22 protein-coding genes are annotated in these 18,060 nt (G+C 46.9%); 17 read left to right on the top strand and 5 right to left on the bottom strand.

From position 1 onward, the window contains the following. Positions 1-69: 69 nt before the first annotated feature. The 3 genes from AR337_RS05515 to AR337_RS05510 all read right to left on the bottom strand — a co-directional run bounded on the left by AR337_RS05515 (position 70) and on the right by AR337_RS05510 (position 2,210). Positions 70-1,014, bottom strand: coding sequence for an alpha/beta hydrolase (locus AR337_RS05515; protein ID WP_059171033.1), 945 nt, complete (start codon positions 1,012-1,014; stop codon positions 70-72). Between the two features lie 107 nt (positions 1,015-1,121). After that, positions 1,122-1,253 carry a hypothetical protein gene (locus AR337_RS23915; RefSeq protein WP_301335709.1) on the bottom strand — a complete coding sequence of 44 codons (132 nt, stop codon included), beginning with the start codon at positions 1,251-1,253 and terminating at the stop codon, positions 1,122-1,124. Positions 1,254-1,307: 54 nt separating this feature from the next. After that, positions 1,308-2,210: a hydroxymethylglutaryl-CoA lyase gene (locus AR337_RS05510; RefSeq protein ID WP_059171032.1), complete on the bottom strand. Its 903-nt coding sequence runs from the start codon at positions 2,208-2,210 to the stop codon at positions 1,308-1,310. 142 nt (positions 2,211-2,352) lie between these two features. Between AR337_RS05510 and AR337_RS05505 the strand changes: the two genes are divergently transcribed. The 5 genes from AR337_RS05505 to AR337_RS05485 all read left to right on the top strand — a co-directional run bounded on the left by AR337_RS05505 (position 2,353) and on the right by AR337_RS05485 (position 6,089). Further along, positions 2,353-3,540 (top strand): acetyl-CoA C-acetyltransferase, encoded by a 1,188-nt coding sequence (locus AR337_RS05505; protein WP_059171031.1) that lies wholly within the window; start codon positions 2,353-2,355, stop codon positions 3,538-3,540. Positions 3,541-3,567: 27 nt separating this feature from the next. Then, a complete protein-coding gene (locus tag AR337_RS05500) occupies positions 3,568-4,257 on the top strand; it encodes a CoA transferase subunit A (protein WP_059171030.1) in 690 nt (229 codons plus the stop codon). 17 nt (positions 4,258-4,274) lie between these two features. Continuing rightward, positions 4,275-4,943 (top strand): CoA transferase subunit B, encoded by a 669-nt coding sequence (locus AR337_RS05495; protein ID WP_059171029.1) that lies wholly within the window; start codon positions 4,275-4,277, stop codon positions 4,941-4,943. A gap of 334 nt (positions 4,944-5,277) precedes the next feature. Next, entirely contained in the window at positions 5,278-5,532 is a 255-nt protein-coding gene (locus AR337_RS05490) for a YqkE family protein (protein WP_059171028.1), read from the top strand. Continuing rightward, positions 5,529-6,089 (top strand): GrpB family protein, encoded by a 561-nt coding sequence (locus tag AR337_RS05485; protein ID WP_059171027.1) that lies wholly within the window; start codon positions 5,529-5,531, stop codon positions 6,087-6,089. The genes AR337_RS05490 and AR337_RS05485 overlap by 4 nt, the downstream gene beginning before the upstream one ends. A 34-nt stretch (positions 6,090-6,123) precedes the next feature. On the opposite strand, the gene AR337_RS05480 is transcribed toward AR337_RS05485, so the two are convergent. Both AR337_RS05480 and mciZ read right to left on the bottom strand, forming a co-directional pair. Beyond that, positions 6,124-7,032, bottom strand: a complete 909-nt coding sequence (locus AR337_RS05480; RefSeq protein WP_059171026.1) for an aldo/keto reductase — start codon at positions 7,030-7,032, stop codon at positions 6,124-6,126. A 45-nt stretch (positions 7,033-7,077) separates the two neighbouring features. Continuing rightward, positions 7,078-7,224, bottom strand: coding sequence for a Z-ring formation inhibitor MciZ (mciZ, locus tag AR337_RS23460; RefSeq protein WP_172797512.1), 147 nt, complete (start codon positions 7,222-7,224; stop codon positions 7,078-7,080). A 73-nt stretch (positions 7,225-7,297) separates the two neighbouring features. Between mciZ and AR337_RS05475 the strand changes: the two genes are divergently transcribed. The 12 genes from AR337_RS05475 (at position 7,298) to sigF (ending at position 17,486) form a co-directional block, all read left to right on the top strand. Next, positions 7,298-7,849: an NUDIX hydrolase gene (locus AR337_RS05475; RefSeq protein WP_059171025.1), complete on the top strand. Its 552-nt coding sequence runs from the start codon at positions 7,298-7,300 to the stop codon at positions 7,847-7,849. After that, positions 7,849-9,021 (top strand): endonuclease Q family protein, encoded by a 1,173-nt coding sequence (locus AR337_RS05470; protein ID WP_059171024.1) that lies wholly within the window; start codon positions 7,849-7,851, stop codon positions 9,019-9,021. The genes AR337_RS05475 and AR337_RS05470 overlap by 1 nt, the downstream gene beginning before the upstream one ends. Before the next feature lie 92 nt (positions 9,022-9,113). After that, on the top strand, positions 9,114-9,755 hold the full coding sequence (gene spoIIM / locus AR337_RS05465; RefSeq protein ID WP_059171023.1) for a stage II sporulation protein M: 642 nt from the start codon (positions 9,114-9,116) through the stop codon (positions 9,753-9,755). Between the two features lie 113 nt (positions 9,756-9,868). After that, positions 9,869-10,327, top strand: a complete 459-nt coding sequence (locus AR337_RS05460) for a Fur family transcriptional regulator (RefSeq protein WP_059171022.1) — start codon at positions 9,869-9,871, stop codon at positions 10,325-10,327. Between the two features lie 147 nt (positions 10,328-10,474). After that, positions 10,475-10,702: a YqzK family protein gene (locus tag AR337_RS05455; RefSeq protein ID WP_059171021.1), complete on the top strand. Its 228-nt coding sequence runs from the start codon at positions 10,475-10,477 to the stop codon at positions 10,700-10,702. Between the two features lie 9 nt (positions 10,703-10,711). Then, positions 10,712-11,605, top strand: coding sequence for a site-specific tyrosine recombinase XerD (gene xerD / locus AR337_RS05450; protein WP_059171554.1), 894 nt, complete (start codon positions 10,712-10,714; stop codon positions 11,603-11,605). Between the two features lie 207 nt (positions 11,606-11,812). Next, the gene (gene deoB, locus AR337_RS05445; protein ID WP_059171020.1) at positions 11,813-13,000 is read left to right on the top strand and encodes a phosphopentomutase; all 1,188 of its coding nucleotides are present in this window, start codon (positions 11,813-11,815) and stop codon (positions 12,998-13,000) included. A 101-nt stretch (positions 13,001-13,101) separates the two neighbouring features. Continuing rightward, a complete protein-coding gene (locus tag AR337_RS05440) occupies positions 13,102-14,406 on the top strand; it encodes a pyrimidine-nucleoside phosphorylase (protein ID WP_059171019.1) in 1,305 nt (434 codons plus the stop codon). Positions 14,407-14,567: 161 nt separating this feature from the next. Beyond that, entirely contained in the window at positions 14,568-15,737 is a 1,170-nt protein-coding gene (locus AR337_RS05435) for a D-alanyl-D-alanine carboxypeptidase family protein (RefSeq protein ID WP_059171018.1), read from the top strand. Positions 15,738-15,925: 188 nt separating this feature from the next. Next, the gene (gene spoIIAA, locus AR337_RS05430) at positions 15,926-16,276 is read left to right on the top strand and encodes an anti-sigma F factor antagonist (RefSeq protein ID WP_059171017.1); all 351 of its coding nucleotides are present in this window, start codon (positions 15,926-15,928) and stop codon (positions 16,274-16,276) included. Continuing rightward, the gene (gene spoIIAB, locus AR337_RS05425; RefSeq protein ID WP_059171016.1) at positions 16,276-16,716 is read left to right on the top strand and encodes an anti-sigma F factor; all 441 of its coding nucleotides are present in this window, start codon (positions 16,276-16,278) and stop codon (positions 16,714-16,716) included. The genes spoIIAA and spoIIAB overlap by 1 nt, the downstream gene beginning before the upstream one ends. A gap of 11 nt (positions 16,717-16,727) precedes the next feature. Further along, positions 16,728-17,486: an RNA polymerase sporulation sigma factor SigF gene (gene sigF, locus AR337_RS05420; protein ID WP_059171015.1), complete on the top strand. Its 759-nt coding sequence runs from the start codon at positions 16,728-16,730 to the stop codon at positions 17,484-17,486. Positions 17,487-18,060: the final 574 nt, after the last annotated feature.

The raw sequence follows: 18,060 nt of genomic DNA, 5'->3' as shown, positions 1-18,060 counted from the left end.
CCCCCTATAAAAACTATTCTCTTATGATGGTAGATGCTATGGAAGAAAAACGCAAATTTTTAGAAAGTTTTAAACTGAATGTTGGGAATCAGGCAAATCCATTTGCGGCAGCCTGACGAAGGTTTCAAGAAATTCATCAACCGCTTTTTCATACTCTTCCCGATTATCATTGAATGACTGTGCGTGAAGGCCGCTCTCGGCCATAAAAAGCATTTTTGGGCCTTTTTTCTTCTCGTACAGCGCTTCCGTCATGGACGGGAGGATAAAATCGTCTTTAACGCTATGGATGAACAGGACAGGATTCCTGATATTATCAATGACGGAAATAGGGGAAACCTCGCGGAGTGAATATTTCTCCCGAAAGCGAAGGAAAACATCCGCTAGCGGGAGAACCACCCCGGCGGGAAGGTTCATCTCTTCCTTTAGCCGGTAGGCAAGCTGCTCCTTGAAATCGGAAAACGGGCAGTCGGCGATATAAAAATCCGCCCCATCCTCAAGCATGCCGGCATATAGGAGCATGGTTGCGGCACCCATCGATTCGCCGTGGATTCCCACCACTAAGTCCGGCCCTTTCTCATTTCTCAGCCAATCGACAACCGCCTTCAGATCGAACTTTTCGTAATGTCCATAGCTGGTTGTTTTTCCGCCAGATTCACCATGTCGGCGATGGTCGAAAATGAGCACATTGAAGCCCCGGTCAAGAAACAAATTCATATATTTGATTGAATTGAACTTGTTTTCGGTTACACCGTGGCTAATGATCATGTACCGGTTTGTTTCATTGGGCTCGGCTAAAATCGCCTTCAGTTCGTACCCGAACGGGGAAGGGATAAGCACGTCCCTTTTTTTCAGAGCCTCATATTCCTCCTCGATGACTCTGCCAGCCTCGCGTTCGCGCTTTAGGATGAACTCGTCCTCTTTTTTCTTCATATACATAAGCCGATTTGTAAAATAAATCCCAACTGCTGAAACAATCCCAAGCAGCGAGAATAAAAAACGCAGTGCCTTTCGCAAAAGAATCCCTCCGGCCTTTAATGTCTTACCCTTTCATTATTTTACCATTCAGGCTCGTTTAAAACACGGCTGCATGAAAAAAGCCGTTCGATAGGAACGGCTTTACGCTATTGTTTTGAGTTTTGCCTGTTTGTTGGGTGGGTTTCTTTTTCCAAATCCTCACGGGCGATTATTTGCCTTCCATCCTTTGCGGAGGGCTGGCCTTTCTGGCTGTATCCTTTGTCGCGCTTCTGGCTCATTGTGCATAACTCCCTTCAATCCTATTAGTAATAAGATGAACACGGAAAGGAAACTTATGCACCGGTATGCATTTTGTAGAATGTGCTCTCAATCGGCCTGCTTATGTGCGGGCGGACGATTTCAACCGCATCCATCAAATGTTTAAGCGAAATGCCGGTTTCAATGCCCATCCGTTCAAGCATGTACACAACATCCTCAGTGGCAACGTTTCCTGTCGCCCCTGGTGCGAAAGGACAGCCGCCCAAACCGCCTGCTGAAGTATCAAAACGGTCGATCCCGGCCTGCATGGAAGCAAGGATATTGGCAAGAGCAAGCTTCCGGGTGTCATGGAAATGACCGGTAAGCAAGATTCCTGGAAGGGCCGCTTTCAGTTGTAAAAAAAGGGAATAGGCCTCCGTTGGCACGGCCATGCCGATTGTATCGGCGACACTCAGTTCGTCAACGCCAGCTTCTGCAAAATCGGTGCACAGCCTAAGTGTATCCGCCTCGGAAATTTTACCTTCATAAGGGCAATGCCAAGCAGTCGAAATGCAGGCCCTTATAAAATAGCCTTTCGCCTTTAAATCAGCGATAAGCGGGCGAAGTTCCTCCATGCTTTCGGCTGTAGTCTTATTAATATTTTTCTTGTTGAACGTATTGCTGACGCCGACGAAAACGGCCACCGCTTTGCACCTGGTTTCCTGGGCGCGGTCAATTCCTTTTTTATTCGGCGCGAGGACAATAGAGCGCCCAGGCGTATCAGCGCAAGCGCTTACAATTTCAACCGCATCGGCCATTTGCGGCACCCATTTCGGCGAAACGAACGAGGTTAGCTCCATTTCACGGATTCCGGCGGCACGTAGCGCTTGGATGAATTGCATCTTGATTTCTGTCGGTACAAAGCCTTTTTCGTTCTGCAGCCCATCTCTTGGGCCAACTTCAATAATTGTTGCGTTTTGAGGCAATTTAATTGCCATAAAACTCCCCCTCCATTCATACTCATTGTAAGTGGAATTTTTTAAAAAATGCAAGTTGCGGATTAATTTTGACAAATTGAAAGGATTTTCGCACACTCAACGAGAAATAGGTAATGAAAACATTGTGGGAAGGGGCAATGAAATGGAACGGACAGAAGTAGTCATCGTTGCAGCCGCTAGAACGGCAATCGGAAGCTTTAATGGAACCCTAAAAGGGATTCCGGCTCCCGAACTTGGGGCGCAAGCCATTAAAGGCGCGCTTTTGCAGGCAGGGCTAAAGCCGGAGCAGGTAGATGAAGTTATACTCGGCAATGTTCTGCAGGCAGGTCTTGGCCAAAATCCGGCGCGCCAGGCAGCCATTAAGGCAGGTATTTCTGAAAGCGCTTCCTCTATGACGATTAACAAGGTATGTGGCTCCGGATTAAAGGCGGTTCAACTTGCCGCACAGGCAATTATTGCTGGCGATGCAGAAATCGTCGTGGCCGGCGGGATGGAAAATATGAGCCAGGCACCCTATCTTTTGAAAAATGCTAGGGACGGCTTCAAAATGGGCGACCAAAAACTCGTTGACAGCATGGTCAGCGACGGGCTCTGGTGCGCATTCAATGATTATCATATGGGCATTACCGCAGAGAACCTTTGCGACCGGTACGGATTGACCCGCCAGGAACAAGATTCGTTTGCCGCAGCAAGCCAGGAAAAAGCGGCCCACGCGATTGAGGAAGGAAAGTTCAAGGACGAGATAGTTCCGATACATATTCCGCAGAGGAAGGGCGAGCCGATTATTTTTGATACGGATGAATACCCGAAAAAAGGGACAACAGCGGAAAAACTCGGCGGTCTCCGCGCAGCTTTTAAAAAAGAAGGCAGCGTGACAGCGGGAAATGCATCGGGAATCAATGACGGGGCAGCGGTTGTGATCGTGATGAACAGGGCGAAGGCGGAGGAACTGGGCATCAAGCCGCTTGTGGCGATTAAAGGGAACGGCACTGCCGGCGTCGATCCGAGCGTGATGGGAATCGGCCCTGTCGAGGCGGTGAGGAAGGCGCTAAGAAAAGCGGATATCTCCATGGAAGAAATCGATCTGATTGAGGCGAATGAAGCGTTTGCCGCTCAGTCGCTGGCCGTCAGCCGCGATCTGGAATTCGATTCCGCAAAGGTCAATGTGAACGGCGGGGCGATTGCGCTCGGCCATCCGATTGGCGCGAGCGGAGCAAGGATCCTTGTAACTCTCATCCATGAAATGAAACGCCGCGGCGCGAAGAAAGGCCTGGCGACGCTATGCATTGGCGGGGGCCAGGGCGTAGCGACCGTAGTAGAACTTGTTTAATTTTTGCCGGAGGAAAGGAGAATTTTTATGAAAAGGATTTGTAATTCGTTTCAGGAAGCTGTAGCGGATATCCAGGATGGAGCCACTCTGATGGTTGGCGGGTTCGGGCTTTGCGGAATACCGGAAAACCTGATTCTCGCACTCGTAGACAAGGGTGTAAAAGATTTAACGGTTATCTCCAACAATTGCGGAATTGACGAATGGGGCCTTGGCCTTCTTTTACAAAACAGGCAAATCAAAAAAATGGTCGGCTCGTATGTCGGTGAAAACAAGGAATTTGAGCGGCAGGTACTGGCTGGCGAGCTGGAAGTGGAATTGCTGCCGCAGGGGTCACTTGCGGAGAAAATCCGGGCAGGGGGAGCGGGGATTCCCGCGTTTTATACGCCTGCGGGGGTTGGAACCCCGATTGCGGATGGCAAGGAAATACGGGTATTCAATGGCAAGGAATATTTGCTTGAGGAAGCACTTGTTGCCGATTTCAGCCTGGTCAGGGCCTGGAAGGGCGATAAAATGGGGAACCTTGTTTACAGGAAAACAGCCAGGAACTTCAATCCGATGATTGCCGCGGCTGGAAAGGTGACAATTGCGGAAGTCGAGAACCTGGTCGAAATCGGGGAACTTGACCCGAATTCGATCCACACGCCAAGCATTTATGTGCAGGCGATTATCCAGGGTGACCAGGAAAAGCGGATTGAGCGGCTGACAGTCAGGAAATAAGGGAAGGAGAGACACGTATGTCCAACGATAAAGCAAATGTACGCGAAACGATTGCAATAAGGGCAGAGCGCGAAATTCAGGATGGCTTCTATGTGAATCTAGGAATTGGGATGCCAACGCTTGTAGCAAACTATATTTCTGATAATAAGCAGGTTGTCCTCCAGTCAGAAAACGGGCTGCTGGGCATTGGGCCTTATCCGATTGAAGGAGAAGCGGACGCCGACCTGATCAATGCAGGCAAGGAAACGGTAACGGCGATTTCCGGTGCCGCCTATTTTGACAGCGCCGAGTCATTCGCAATGATTCGAGGGGGCCATGTCGATATCGCAATTCTCGGCGGGATGGAGGTTTCCGAAAATGGGGACCTTGCCAACTGGATGATTCCCGGCAAAATGATCAAGGGTATGGGCGGAGCGATGGACCTTGTCCACGGAGCAAGGAAAATCATCGTCATTATGGAACACACAAATAAAAAAGGCGAGTCCAAGGTCCTTAAGGAATGTACCCTGCCTCTGACTGGTAAAGGGGTTGTTACCCGGATCATTACCGAACGGGCTGTCATGGACGTGACCGATTCAGGCCTGAAGCTTGTTGAAGTGGCCGAGGGCTACAGCATTGAAGATGTGGTTAATTCCACTGAGGCAAACCTTGATACAAGCGGGGATGTTGTGCTTAACTCATTTTAATAAAGACTGGCGGAGGCGAGGTTGAGGGCGCTTCCGCCTTTTTGTGTCTGCTAACAAAACTATAAAATAGAACATTGTGGAGAACTCGAAATAAGTTTTTGTAATCCAGCTCCACTAGAATAAGCTTCGGAAGCATAAGCCTCGCACGAAGAAAAAGCGTTAGCTTTTTCGAGGAGCGCCTAGCCCCTCGAGGTCTTAAGCCGGTTCCCTCCGGAGGGCAGGCCCATCCTGCGGGCCCCGTCTTAATCTGGTCGGGGCTGACCAAGGCGCTTGCGCATTTTGTTCCTAAAAAATGTAGTATAATGGGACTATCTGCTTAGAGGAGAGATGATCGATGGCAAAGAAAAAACAGCCGCAAAAGGCGAAGCAAACGAAAGAGGACAAACCGCTAACACTTGGGGATATGCTTAACCAGGATTTGGTGAACAAGCTGAAGAACCGCCAACAGGAACTGAAAGCCGAGGAGGCGCGGAAAGCGGAAGAGGAAGAAAAACGCAAACGCGAGGAGCGCAGGCTAAAGGAAAAAAATAAAAGCTTTGAAGAGCTTTTGAACGAAAGCGGCATGAACTGGAAGGAATTTAAACAGTGAAGCCGCCACGCAAAGTCAAAGTGGTCCCCTATTCGAATGAATGGCCAAGAAGGTTTTCGGGCGAAACGGAAATTTTAATAGAAGCAATGGCGCCGGACGATGTGGTATTTCATCATATCGGCAGCACCTCGGTGCCGGGGCTGAGCGCCAAGCCAATCATAGATATTTTGGCAGAGGCCGAATCGCTAAGTATTTTTGATAGGGCAATAGAGATATTTCGTTTGGCAGGCTATGAGGCGAGGGGCGAAAAAGGAATCTCCGGCCGCCGCTATTTCATTAAGTATGATTCGAATGGGGACAGGCTAGTACACCTTCATGCTTTTGAAAAAGGCAGCCCGGAAATCAGGAGGCACCTCGTGTTCCGTGAATATTTGCGCCGGCATCCTTTAAGGGCCGCGGAGTATGGAAAGGTAAAGGAGATGGCAGCGGTGATGTTCCCGGAAGACATCAGCTCATACATCGCCTATAAAGAACAAACAGTATTTGCAATTGAAAAGGAATCATTGGACTGGGCCGGCATCCGGGACCCGCACTGCCTTTGCAGCCAAAACACCTAAAAAGAGGCCATCCCCATAAGGGAGGCCTCCCCGTTTATCTGTGCTCCGAATACACATTCGCTTTTGTTAATTCTCTGATCAAACCGATTTCTTCATCCGACAATGCCTGTCTCCTAGCAGCCTGGGCGTTTTTCCGGACCTGCTCGATGCTGCTTGCGCCAGCAACCACCGCGGCTACTGCCGGGTGCGCCAGGTTGTATTGGACTGCGGCTTCCTCTAGCGGGCGGGAAGCAAATAGTTCTTTTAAATGAGGCAGAATCCTCACAAGTTCATTATAGCTGTAATCGAGGTAACCTTTCGAGGATGCCTTTTCGAGCATTTTTTCGGATAAAAGCCCCTTGGCAACCGGCCCCCTGGTGACGGCGCTGATTCCCTCCCTTTCCAGGACGGGGAGGATATCTTCTTCAGGACGCCTGTCGAGCATGCTGTATTGCACCATTACGGAAACAATCCCCGACTTTTTCACATATTCCTGGATCACGTTTGGCCGGATGGAGGAAATGCCGTAATAACGAATCAAGCCTTCCGCTTTCAATTCCTCGAACGCTTCAATCGTCTCGTCGATTGGGTCGTCAATCGTCCCCCCGTGCAGCTGGTACAAATCAAGATAATCAGTCTGCAACCGCTTAAGGCTCCCTTTGACAGCTTCTTTAATATGCTTTTTAGACGGATCCCAGCTCCACCCGGTTTTATCTTCGCTCCAGCGGTTGCCCGCTTTTGTGGCGAGGATAACTTTATCGCGGCGCCCCTTCAGGCATTCACCGACGATTTTTTCATTTTCTCCAAAATCGTAAAGGTCCGCTGTATCAAAGTAATTAATGCCTTCATCCAATGCCGCGTCGATGATTGAACGGGCCTTGTCCAAATCTGTACCGAGCGACATACAGCCGAGCCCGAGCACACTTACAGACAAATCGGAGTTACCAAGATTCTTCATCCTCATTGCCATCCACTCCTTTATGGGTCCTATTCTACCCAAAGGGGGGAATCAACGGCAACTCGCGTGCTTCTCCAACTGAGATTTAACCAAGTCGGCTACAGTCATGTGTACTGTTCCGCACTCCTTTAAAATATAGCGGATTTCGGAAGCCTTCCCTGTAAGGACAAATCCATTCGCATATATGTAAGCTTTCATGAGTAAACTCCCCCTGTTAAAGTATGATAAAATGTATGAACAATAAAATGGGAATAGAACAGGAGTGCTTTGGATGGGCGGACTTGAGGAAAAAACAATCAGCAGCAAAGAAATTTTTAACGGCAAAATCATCTCTTTACGGGTCGATGATGTAGAGTTGCCTAATGGCAAAACGTCAAAACGGGAAATCGTCAAGCATCCTGGGGCGGTTGCGGTCCTTGCGGTAACAGATGAGAATAAAATCGTCCTTGTAGAGCAGTATCGGAAAGCCATGGAAAGGACGATTGTGGAAATACCTGCGGGAAAGCTTGAGAAAGGTGAAGACCCTGCTGAATGCGCGCGCCGTGAGCTGGAAGAGGAAACGGGGTACGAGTGCAAGGAACTGGAATGGCTTATTTCCTTCTATACCTCGCCAGGATTTGCGGATGAAATCATTCATCTTTATTTGGCAAAAGGGCTTTCACAAAAGCAGGGGGCGGCCGGCCTCGATGAAGATGAGTTTGTGAACGTTGAGGAGATTTCCCTTGATGAAGCGCTCAAATATGTGAAAGAAAAGAAAATTTATGACGCAAAGACGGCTTATGCCATTCAATACCTACAGCTGCAGGAGGCCTTGAAGAAATAATGGCACGCTACTTCACGGATTTGCATATCCACATCGGCCGGACAAGAAGCGGAAGGCCTGTTAAAATTACTGGGGCAAAATCGCTGACCTTTTCAAACATCATCAGCCATGCCAGGAATGAAAAAGGCCTTGATATGATTGGCATCATCGACTGCCATTCACCTGAAGTGATTGCGGAAATGGAAAGCTTAATTGCTGAAGGGGAAATGGCCGAACAGGCCGGCGGCGGACTGCTTTATGGCGGAATGGCGGTCATTCCGGGCTCTGAGCTTGAAATTTACGATGAGAAGTGCAAAGGCCCCATCCATGTTCTTTGTTTCATGCCGAGCCTTGAGGTAATGAAGGAATTTTCCGCCTGGCTTTCGGTACGGATGAAAAATATTACTCTCAGTTCCCAGCGAATTTACGTGGGTGGACTTGAGCTTCAGCAAAAGGTAAAAGAGCTTCAAGGTCTATTCATACCCGCCCATGTTTTTACACCGTTCAAAAGCCTTTACGGCAAAGGAGTCCGTCAATCGCTTTCCGAAGTGTTCGATCCTGAGTTAATTGACGGCATCGAACTTGGATTAAGCTCAAATACTTCAATGGCAGATGGGTTGGCGGAATTGCACCGCTATCCGTTTTTGACAAATTCAGATGCCCATTCACTGGCCAAAATTGCACGTGAGTACCAAGTGATCGAAATGGTCGAACCATCCTTTACAGAGTTGGGCCTTGCTTTAAAACGGGAAGGCGGCCGAAAAATAGCAGCTAACTTCGGGTTGGATCCCTTCCTTGGAAAATACCATGGAACGGTTTGCGCGGAATGCCTGGTCCCAGCGCAAGCAGAAGGGGAGCCTTGCCTGGAATGCGGCTCGGTTAAAACGGTAAAGGGAGTTTCTGAGCGGATATCCGAACTGGCAAGCGCGGACAAGGGACCGGAAAACCGGCCGCCATACGTTCATCAGGTGCCTTTGGAGTTTATTCCCGGATTGGGCCCGAAACTGCTCGAAAAATTGCTGTGGCACTTCGGCACAGAAATGGCCATCCTCCATGAGGTCCCGCAAAAAGTAATGGAAAAAGTCATTCCCGCACGTATTGCGGGCCTGATTATTCAGGCAAGGGAAGGGAAATTGCTCCTTAAAGCCGGTGGAGGAGGGAAATACGGAAAAGTAGAGCATAGGGAAAGGTAGAGCATAGGGAAAGGTAGAATGAAGGCTCTTTAAGGCATATCAAAAATGGACAGGCATACAATGGTATAAACCGGTTTTTAGGGGGAAATGCCATGAAAAAACGTATGAACCAGTCCGTCGCAGCAGCATATTTGGGCGAGCACTCCTCAGTTTTTCTGTTCGTCTCGATCCTTTTTATGATGGGGGTCATTTTTGGGGCCATAATTGTCAATAGCATGAGCTTAGGGCAAAAAGAAGCTTTGTTTTATTATTTGTCACAATTTTTCAGCCAAGTTGCCAATGGAAAAACCGAATCATCAAGTGAACTCTTCCTACAGAGCCTCCTGCATAACAGCAAATTCATCGCGCTGATGTGGGTACTTGGCATTTCGATAATCGGATTGCCGGTCATCCTGATTCTGCTCTTTATTAAAGGGATGGTCGTCGGATTTACAGTGGGTTTCCTTGTCAGCCAAATGGGCTGGAAAGGATTTGCGTTCGCATTTGTATCAATCCTTCCGCAAAATATCATCATTATTCCCGTATTTATCGTGATGGCTGCCGTTTCAATTGTATTTTCGTTCAAAATGATCAGCAGGCAATTTACGAAAAAATATAGCCAGCCAATCGTACCCATTTTTTGGCGCTATGTATTATTCTTGGCTGCCGCAGTCGTTTTACTTGCGCTCGCATCAGGAATGGAAGCGTATTTATCTCCGGGATTCATGAAGGCAATTGCCAACAAAATCAATTGATAATCAATCCCAGTTAATAATAATTATAAACTGTTATTTATAATTATTTCAGTTTTCTTCTTGCAACCTATCTGATATAATGAGAAAGGACAGTTGCGAGGGAGGACGAACGGATGGAAACCAGGATTGAGAGAATAAAAAAACAATTGCATTCATCGAGCTACAAGCTTACTCCACAACGTGAAGCTACCGTTCGGGTGTTATTGGAAAATGAAGAAGACCATTTGAGTGCTGAAGATGTCTATCTCCTTGTAAAAGAAAAATCTCCGGAAATTGGATTGGCAACTGTTTACCGGACTTTGGAATTGCTGACTGAACTTAAAATTGTTGATAAAATAAACTTCGGGGACGGCGTTTCAAGATATGATCTGCGCCAGGAAGGGGCAGCCCATTTCCACCATCATCTCGTCTGCATTGAATGTGGAGCGGTTGATGAAATCCAGGAAGACCTTCTCGAAGATGTTGAAGAAATTGTTGAAAAGCGCTGGAATTTTATCATTAAAGACCACAGGCTTACGTTTCATGGAATATGCCATCGATGCCAGGACAAGGAAGAAACGTCTGAAGAATAGACCGGCTGCCGGATATCCTTTAAAGGAAATGAAGCATTCATAAAACCCACCCTTCTATTAATGAAGGGTTTTTTGCTTTTTCATGTATATTATCGTCCAATTTGGGCATACCCTGTACTAAAAACCTGCGGATATGGGGGAGCTTATATGTTTTTATTTTGCCGGGCGGTATACAATGCGTTAAAGGTCCTGATCCTTTTCATTGCCTGCACGTTTCTCTTCTATTATGGTATGATGTGGATACATGAAGAATATCAGAATTACCACCGGTATGATAAGCCACAAGGGACTGCCGTCAAGGTTTCGAAATCAGCGGATTCCGGAAACCCCGATTGGCTCGACCGGCTGTTATTGTTTTATATGAGCGGGGAGTAATGCAGCATGATAGAAGATCATTTGAAAGATTTCATCCACTTTTTGATGGTGGAAAAAGGGTTATCACACAATACAATGATATCCTATGAGCGGGACCTGAAAAATTATTTACGCCATCTGAAATCAGTCCAGGGTATTGAGGCGATTGATGACATCCAGCGAGCGCACATTCTGCACTTTACCGGTGCCTTAAAAAATGAGGGGAAATCGTCAAAGACGATTGCAAGGCATATCGCCTCGATTCGTTCTTTCCACCAGTTTTTGCTGAGGGACCGAGCTACAAGCCATGACCCGACGGTCCACATTGAAACCCCAAAGCTCGAAAAGAACCTGCCAAAGGTGCTAAGTATGGAAGAAGTTGAAATCCTTCTGGAAGCACCGGTGGCAAAGGATCATTTCGGGTTGAGGGATAAGGCGATGCTTGAAATTCTGTATGCGACTGGCATACGGGTAAGCGAGCTTATCGGCCTGAATTTGGACGACCTTCACCTCAATATGGGATTCCTGAGATGCATTGGAAAAGGCAACAAGGAGCGGATTATTCCGGTTGGCCGTACCGCAGCTGAGGTCCTTCAGCGATATTTGGAATCAGGAAGGCCAAAGTTCGCGGAAAAGAAATCAAGGGAAGAAGCATTATTCCTGAACCATCAAGGAAAAAGGCTGACGCGCCAGGGCTTCTGGAAAATTCTCAAGAAGCTAGCTGCTGGGGCAGGAATTGAAAAAGACTTAACCCCGCATACACTCCGTCATTCATTTGCAACCCATCTGCTCGAAAATGGAGCGGATCTAAGGGCTGTTCAGGAAATGCTTGGCCATTCAGATATCTCGACCACACAAATCTATACCCATGTAACAAAGGTACGGCTAAGGGATGTGTACAGTCAATTCCATCCAAGAGCTTAAAAGAATAATTGAATGAGAGAGCCGGGCATTAAAGCCCGGTTTTTATATTGGGAATGATTGTTTTTTCGTTATTCTGCTTGTAATTTCTCATTCATTTAGTAAAATATAGATGTCAGACTTCTGACATTTACCCTGTGATTAAAGGATTTATCAATAGGGTAAACTAGCAGTGCTATTGTTGTCTCCATAAAGAAGGAGGAAATTGAAATGGGTAAGACTGATGCGTTTAAAAGGATCTTTTTAGTAGTAATGGATTCCGTTGGGATTGGCGAGGCTCCTGATGCGGACAAATTCGGCGATAAAGGGTCAGACACCTTCGGGCATATTGCCGAAGCGATGAACGGCCTGGACATGCCGAACATGGAAAAGCTTGGCCTCAGCAATATCCGTGAAATAAAAGGGATTGAAAAGCAGAAACAGCCATTGGCTTACTTCACGAAAATGCAAGAAGCGTCAAATGGAAAGGATACAATGACCGGCCATTGGGAGATTATGGGGCTGAATATCCAAACCCCATTCCGTGTATTTCCTGAAGGATTCCCAGATGAATTACTAGCTGACCTTGAAGCACGGACCGGCAGGAAAATCATCGGGAACAAGCCGGCAAGCGGTACTGAAATTCTTGATGAATTAGGGAAAGAGCATATGGAAACAGGCGCGTTGATCGTTTATACTTCGGCGGATTCGGTTTTACAAATCGCAGCCCATGAGGAAATTGTCCCGCTTGATGAATTATATAGGATTTGCGAAATTGCAAGGGAACTGACCCTTGATGAAAAATATATGGTTGGACGGATTATTGCCAGGCCGTTTTTGGGTGAACCAGGTAATTTCAAACGAACTGCCAACCGCCACGATTATGCTCTAAAACCATTTGGCCGCACAGTAATGAATGAACTGAAGGATGCCGGCTACGACGTTCTGGCGATAGGGAAAATTTCCGATATTTACGATGGAGAAGGCGTAACCCAATCTCTTAGAACTGTCTCCAATATGGATGGAATGGATAAGCTTGCCGAAACGCTCGAGATGGATTTCACTGGCCTAAGCTTTTTGAACCTTGTCGATTTTGATGCTCTTTATGGCCACCGCCGCGACCCGATAGGCTATGGAAAAGCCCTTGAGGAATATGATGTACGGCTTTCAGAGGTGTTTGAGAAGATGAAGGAAGATGACTTGCTGATTATTACAGCTGACCATGGGAACGACCCAGTCCATCCTGGAACGGACCATACCCGTGAATTTGTTCCTCTTCTCGTTTATTCTAAAAGGATGGACAGAGGCAAGGAATTGCCAATCCGCGAAACTTTTGCTGATATCGGAGCAACGGTTGCCGAAAACTTTGGCGTTACAATGCCTGAACATGGCAAAAGCTTCCTCGGAGAGCTTAAGTAGCTGGACTGTCTTTCATAAAGATTTAGGGAATGCTTTCGATTCTGAAAGCTTTCCCCTTTTTGTTCAATGTTTTCTAAAATAAATTATAAGTGGTGATTGCGATGAGAATGGTAGATTTAATTGAAAAAAAGCGGGACGGACAGGAATTATCGACGGAAGAAATTAACCATATTATTAAAGGATATACGAATGGTTCTATACCCGACTATCAAATGAGCGCGCTTACAATGGCGATTTACTTTAAAGGGATGACCGAAAAGGAACGGGCCGATTTAACAATGGCGATGGCGGAGTCAGGCGACCAAATTAACTTATCGGAAATTGAAGGCATAAAAGTCGACAAGCATTCAACAGGAGGCGTTGGGGACACAACCACACTCGTCCTAGGTCCTCTTGTTGCAGCAGTTGGCGTTCCTGTCGCAAAAATGTCCGGGCGCGGCCTTGGCCATACTGGCGGAACAGTCGATAAACTTGAATCGGTCGCCGGTTTCCATGTGGAAATTGAGAATTCCGAATTTATCAACCTTGTAAATAAAAATAAAATCGCTGTCATTGGCCAGAGCGGCAACTTGACTCCAGCAGACAAGAACCTTTATGCACTGCGAGATGTAACTGCTACAGTGAATAGCATTCCACTTATTGCCAGCTCAATTATGAGCAAGAAAATTGCTGCCGGAGCCGATGCGATTGTCCTGGATGTTAAAACAGGTGCAGGGGCATTTATGAAAACGCTTGATGATTCACGGGAGCTGGCAAAAGCCATGGTCGGCATCGGAAACAATGTTGGAAGAAAGACAATGGCGGTTATTTCCGATATGAGCCAGCCTCTCGGATATGCAATCGGTAATGCTCTTGAAGTAAAGGAAGCAATTGATACATTGAAAGGTGAAGGACCGGAGGATTTAACGGAATTGAGCCTGACGCTTGGAAGCCATATGGTTCTCCTAGCGGGCAAGGCTGGTTCGTTTGAAGAAGCTCGCCGCTTGCTTGAAAAAGCAATAGAAGATGGCACAGCTCTTGAAAAAATGAAAGTATTCCTCAGCGCGCAGGGAGGAGATGCTTCAATTGTCGATGACCCTTCAATGCTCCCGCAGGCAAAATACATCTTTGAACTTGAAGCCAAAGAAGATGGCTATATCTCGGAAATTATCGCCGATGAAGTGGGGACTGCAGCAATGCTCCTTGGCGCGGGCCGCGCTACAAAGGAATCGGAAATTGATCTGGCAGTCGGACTCATTTTAAAGAAAAAGATTGGCGACCAGGTCAAAAAAGGAGAATCCCTTGCTGCTATCCACAGCAACTTTGATTCAATTGACAAAGTAAGGGAAATGCTTTATAGCAGCATCAAAATTTCAGCATCAGAAGTGAAAAGTCCCGTCCTTATCTACGAGGAAATAACAAAATAACGAAATAATCGAAGAGGCAAACCAGTGTAAACTGGATTGTCTCTTTTTTAATTATTTCATGCTCAATCGGATCAAAGAAAAAAACAGCCAACCGCAATTGCCTGTATAAAAAAACCATTTTTGGAAAAAATGGAAGCTATAAAGAATGGAGGGTTATGCATATGAAACGATTGAGTTCACTTATACTGGCTGGATTGCTTGTTTTTACCCTTGTTTTACCGGAGGTATCCGCTCAGGAAGCCAAGACTGCCGATCTGGCGCAGGAGGTTAAATCGGCCATTCTGATTGAGAGGGATACTGGAACGGTCCTTTACGAAAAAAATAGCCACGAACCGCTTCCCCCAGCAAGTATGACAAAGGTTATGACCATGCTCCTGATTATGGAAGCCCTTGATGAAGGCAAGCTTGACATTAATGAAAAGATTCGAGCAAGCGAGTATGCTGCATCCATGGGAGGGTCACAGATTTTCCTCGAGGCTGGGGAAGAGATGACTACCAGAGAAATGCTGAAAGGAATTGCAATCGGCTCAGGAAATGACGCTTCAGTCGCGATGGCCGAAAGAATCGCGGGGTCGGAGGAAGCATTTGTTGATAGGATGAACAATAAGGGAAAGGAACTCGGCCTTAAACATACTGTTTTTAAAAATACGACCGGTCTGCCGGAAGATGGCCATGTTAGTACAGCTGCAGATATGGCAATCATGGCAAAGGAACTATTAAAATACGAGGATATTACGAAATATACAGGCATGTATGAAGCCTACTTAAGGGAAAATACGGACAAAAAGTTTTGGCTTGTCAATACAAACAAACTTGTCCGTTTTTATCCCGGGGTGGATGGATTGAAAACGGGATTCACGGCCGAGGCGAAATATTGTCTGACCGCTACAGCACAAAAGGATGGAATGAGGGTCATTGCCGTTGTATTTGGAGCGCCTACATCGAAGGTGAGAAATGCCCAGATTTCAAAAATGCTTGATTATGCGTTCAGCCAATACCAGACCCATCCGCTCTACCAAAGGAATATTGCAGTCGGGGAAGCGGAAATCAGCAAGGGCAGCTTGAAAAAAATCGAAGCCGTTACAAGTGAGCCAATTTCACTCCTGACTAAAAGGGGAGAGAAAATCGACGATATCAAAAAGGTGGTTACGATTAGTAAAAACCTGAAAGCCCCCATTCAAAAAGGGGATAAAGTAGGAACGATCAAGCTGATGAAAAACGGCCTGCTCCTCCAGGAAAGGGATCTTGTCGCCAACAGGAATGTAGGCGAGGCCGGCTGGTGGACGTTATATAAAAGATCGATGGGAATGTTTACAAGGTCAGGCAAATAAGAGACTGTCGAAATAAAAAGCTTTTCCACTACCTTTAGCGAATCCCCACTAGTTTTGTACTTGTTGAAGGAATTGCTGTTACAGATATCGAATTCAACTCAATGTAAGGCAGCCCGCCTGAAAAGGCGGGCTTAATTGGTCCGTTAATCGGCCAATTGCCCGAGAAACAATTTAGGAGGCCGGAGACAGTGAGTCTGAACATCGACATGGAAGTAATAAGCGAAGTATTATGCATCCGCTTAAGCGGTGAGCTCGACCACCACACCGCTGACGGGCTGCGATCCCAGGCAACAGATGCTATTGAAATGAATGGAATACGCCATATCGTCATGAACCTTGAGGGTCTGACATTTATGGATAGTTCCGGCCTGGGGGTTATTTTGGGACGATATAAACAGCTAAAGCAACTTCACGGAGAACTGGTCGTTTGCTCAGTCTCCCCCGCAGTTGAACGTTTGTTGGATATGTCAGGTTTATTCAAAATTATCAGGATGGAACCGACCGAGGCTTATGCGCTACAGCGACTGGGGGTTGCCTGATGAGGAACGAAATGAGCCTTCAATTCCGCGCTCTAAGCCAAAATGAATCGTTTGCCAGGGTAACGGTCGCCGCCTTCATCGCCCAGCTTGACCCCACAATGGATCAGCTGACGGAAATAAAAACGGTTGTATCCGAAGCTGTTACAAATGCGATTATCCACGGCTACGACAATGATCCAATTGGAATTGTGTATATCGATGTGGCCATTGAAGCCGAAATAGTTGAAATCACAATTAAGGATAAGGGGAATGGAATTGCCGATGTAGAGGAAGCACGCCAGCCGCTATTCACCACCAAGCCGGAGCTAGAACGATCCGGAATGGGATTCACAATCATGGAAAACTTCATGGATGAAGTTGATATTCATTCCGAACGTGGAAAAGGCACTGAGATCAGGTTAAGGAAGAATTTATCCCGAAGCAAGATGCTTTGCAATTAAGGAGAGCGCCTATGGACGTCGAGGTCAAGAAAGAAAGTACCCAGCCGTTTCTTAAAGACCATGAGGTAAAGGAATTAATAAAACGAAGCCATGAGGGCGATGAACAGGCCCGTGATATCATTGTTGAAAAAAATATGAGGCTTGTCTGGTCGGTTGTCCAGAGGTTCTTAAACCGTGGATATGACCCGGATGATCTTTTTCAGATTGGGTGCATAGGGCTGTTAAAATCGGTCGACAAGTTCGACCTCTCCTACGATGTAAAGTTTTCGACCTATGCCGTACCGATGATTATCGGTGAAATCCAAAGGTTTATTAGGGATGACGGAACAGTTAAAGTCAGCCGCTCACTTAAGGAAACAGGGAATAAAATCCGAAGGGCGAAGGATGAGTTATCCAAATCCTACGGACGGGTGCCTACTGTAAATGAATTATCCGCCCACCTAGGGTTGGCCCCTGAGGAAATTATCATGGCCCAGGAGGCTTCCCGCGCCCCGGCATCAATCCATGAGACCGTATATGAAAACGATGGTGACCCGATCACCCTTCTGGACCAGATAGATGACGGCAATGATGGAAAGTGGTTTGATAAAATAGCTCTTAAAGAAGCTATTGGTGAACTTGATGAGAGGGAGAAGCTGATTGTTTATTTGAGGTATTACAAGGATCAAACCCAATCAGAGGTAGCCCAGAGGCTGGGAATATCTCAGGTACAAGTTTCCAGGCTTGAAAAGAAAATATTGCAGCAAATGAAAAACCATATGGATCTTTGAATCCGCATGGTTTAGGATTGTCGACAAAAGACAGCGAGAGGTTACCCACTCGCTGTCTTTTGTAATTTATATGGAAATTACGAAAGTTAAAGGTTCTTCCTCACAAAAGTGGTTTTAGCGAATGTGTTGATTTGCGCTGCGGGCACAGGCTTTCCGCGGGGCATCAGTGGAGCCTCCTCGGCGCTAGCGCCTGTTTGTCCAGCTACAGCGCCTAGCCCCTCGAGGTCACTTCGGTCCTTCAGGTGAAGTCAAAGACCGACTTCGCCTTCAGGCCCTCCAGCGCTTGTCGGGGCTGACCAAGGCGCTTTCGCTTTTCGCGGGGTCTCCACCTTGCCGCTGCATCCCGCTGGAGTCGGTGCCCTCCGCTCCAATCAACATAAAAGTTAGGCATATTAATTATAAACCAGCGCTTATGGTGAAGAACCAGGTTAAATTAAACCTAAGAATTACTTCCAATTGTTCACATCATTGGCTTGATTTTTGGTCATCATGGCAGGTCACCCCATATATAGTGTCCTTTATATTAAGGAAATTTCAGTTGATTGAAATGGAGGGTGGCGACTCCTCGAAAATC

The sequence above is a fragment of the Bacillus sp. FJAT-27445 genome, from assembly GCF_001510665.1.
In the GTDB taxonomy this organism is placed as follows: Bacteria; Bacillota; Bacilli; order Bacillales; family Cytobacillaceae; genus Bacillus_D.
Note: the sequence above shows the minus strand (reverse complement) of the source record. Positions and strands in the feature narration are given on the sequence as shown.

Excerpts from the sequence above, each read along its gene's own strand:
- AR337_RS23915 (WP_301335709.1), bottom strand. The coding sequence starts at position 1,253 with ATGAGCCAGAAGCGCGACAAAGGATACAGCCAGAAAGGCCAGCCCTCC.
- AR337_RS05510 (WP_059171032.1), bottom strand. The coding sequence starts at position 2,210 with ATGGCAATTAAATTGCCTCAAAACGCAACAATTATTGAAGTTGGCCCA.
- AR337_RS05505 (WP_059171031.1), top strand. The coding sequence starts at position 2,353 with ATGGAACGGACAGAAGTAGTCATCGTTGCAGCCGCTAGAACGGCAATC.
- AR337_RS05500 (WP_059171030.1), top strand. The coding sequence starts at position 3,568 with ATGAAAAGGATTTGTAATTCGTTTCAGGAAGCTGTAGCGGATATCCAG.
- AR337_RS05495 (WP_059171029.1), top strand. The coding sequence starts at position 4,275 with ATGTCCAACGATAAAGCAAATGTACGCGAAACGATTGCAATAAGGGCA.
- AR337_RS05490 (WP_059171028.1), top strand. The coding sequence starts at position 5,278 with ATGGCAAAGAAAAAACAGCCGCAAAAGGCGAAGCAAACGAAAGAGGAC.
- AR337_RS05480 (WP_059171026.1), bottom strand. The coding sequence starts at position 7,032 with ATGAGGATGAAGAATCTTGGTAACTCCGATTTGTCTGTAAGTGTGCTC.
- mciZ (WP_172797512.1), bottom strand. The coding sequence starts at position 7,224 with ATGAAAGCTTACATATATGCGAATGGATTTGTCCTTACAGGGAAGGCT.
- AR337_RS05475 (WP_059171025.1), top strand. The coding sequence starts at position 7,298 with ATGGGCGGACTTGAGGAAAAAACAATCAGCAGCAAAGAAATTTTTAAC.
- AR337_RS05470 (WP_059171024.1), top strand. The coding sequence starts at position 7,849 with ATGGCACGCTACTTCACGGATTTGCATATCCACATCGGCCGGACAAGA.
- spoIIM (WP_059171023.1), top strand. The coding sequence starts at position 9,114 with ATGAAAAAACGTATGAACCAGTCCGTCGCAGCAGCATATTTGGGCGAG.
- AR337_RS05460 (WP_059171022.1), top strand. The coding sequence starts at position 9,869 with ATGGAAACCAGGATTGAGAGAATAAAAAAACAATTGCATTCATCGAGC.
- AR337_RS05455 (WP_059171021.1), top strand. The coding sequence starts at position 10,475 with ATGTTTTTATTTTGCCGGGCGGTATACAATGCGTTAAAGGTCCTGATC.
- deoB (WP_059171020.1), top strand. The coding sequence starts at position 11,813 with ATGGGTAAGACTGATGCGTTTAAAAGGATCTTTTTAGTAGTAATGGAT.
- AR337_RS05440 (WP_059171019.1), top strand. The coding sequence starts at position 13,102 with ATGAGAATGGTAGATTTAATTGAAAAAAAGCGGGACGGACAGGAATTA.
- AR337_RS05435 (WP_059171018.1), top strand. The coding sequence starts at position 14,568 with ATGAAACGATTGAGTTCACTTATACTGGCTGGATTGCTTGTTTTTACC.
- spoIIAB (WP_059171016.1), top strand. The coding sequence starts at position 16,276 with ATGAGGAACGAAATGAGCCTTCAATTCCGCGCTCTAAGCCAAAATGAA.
- sigF (WP_059171015.1), top strand. The coding sequence starts at position 16,728 with ATGGACGTCGAGGTCAAGAAAGAAAGTACCCAGCCGTTTCTTAAAGAC.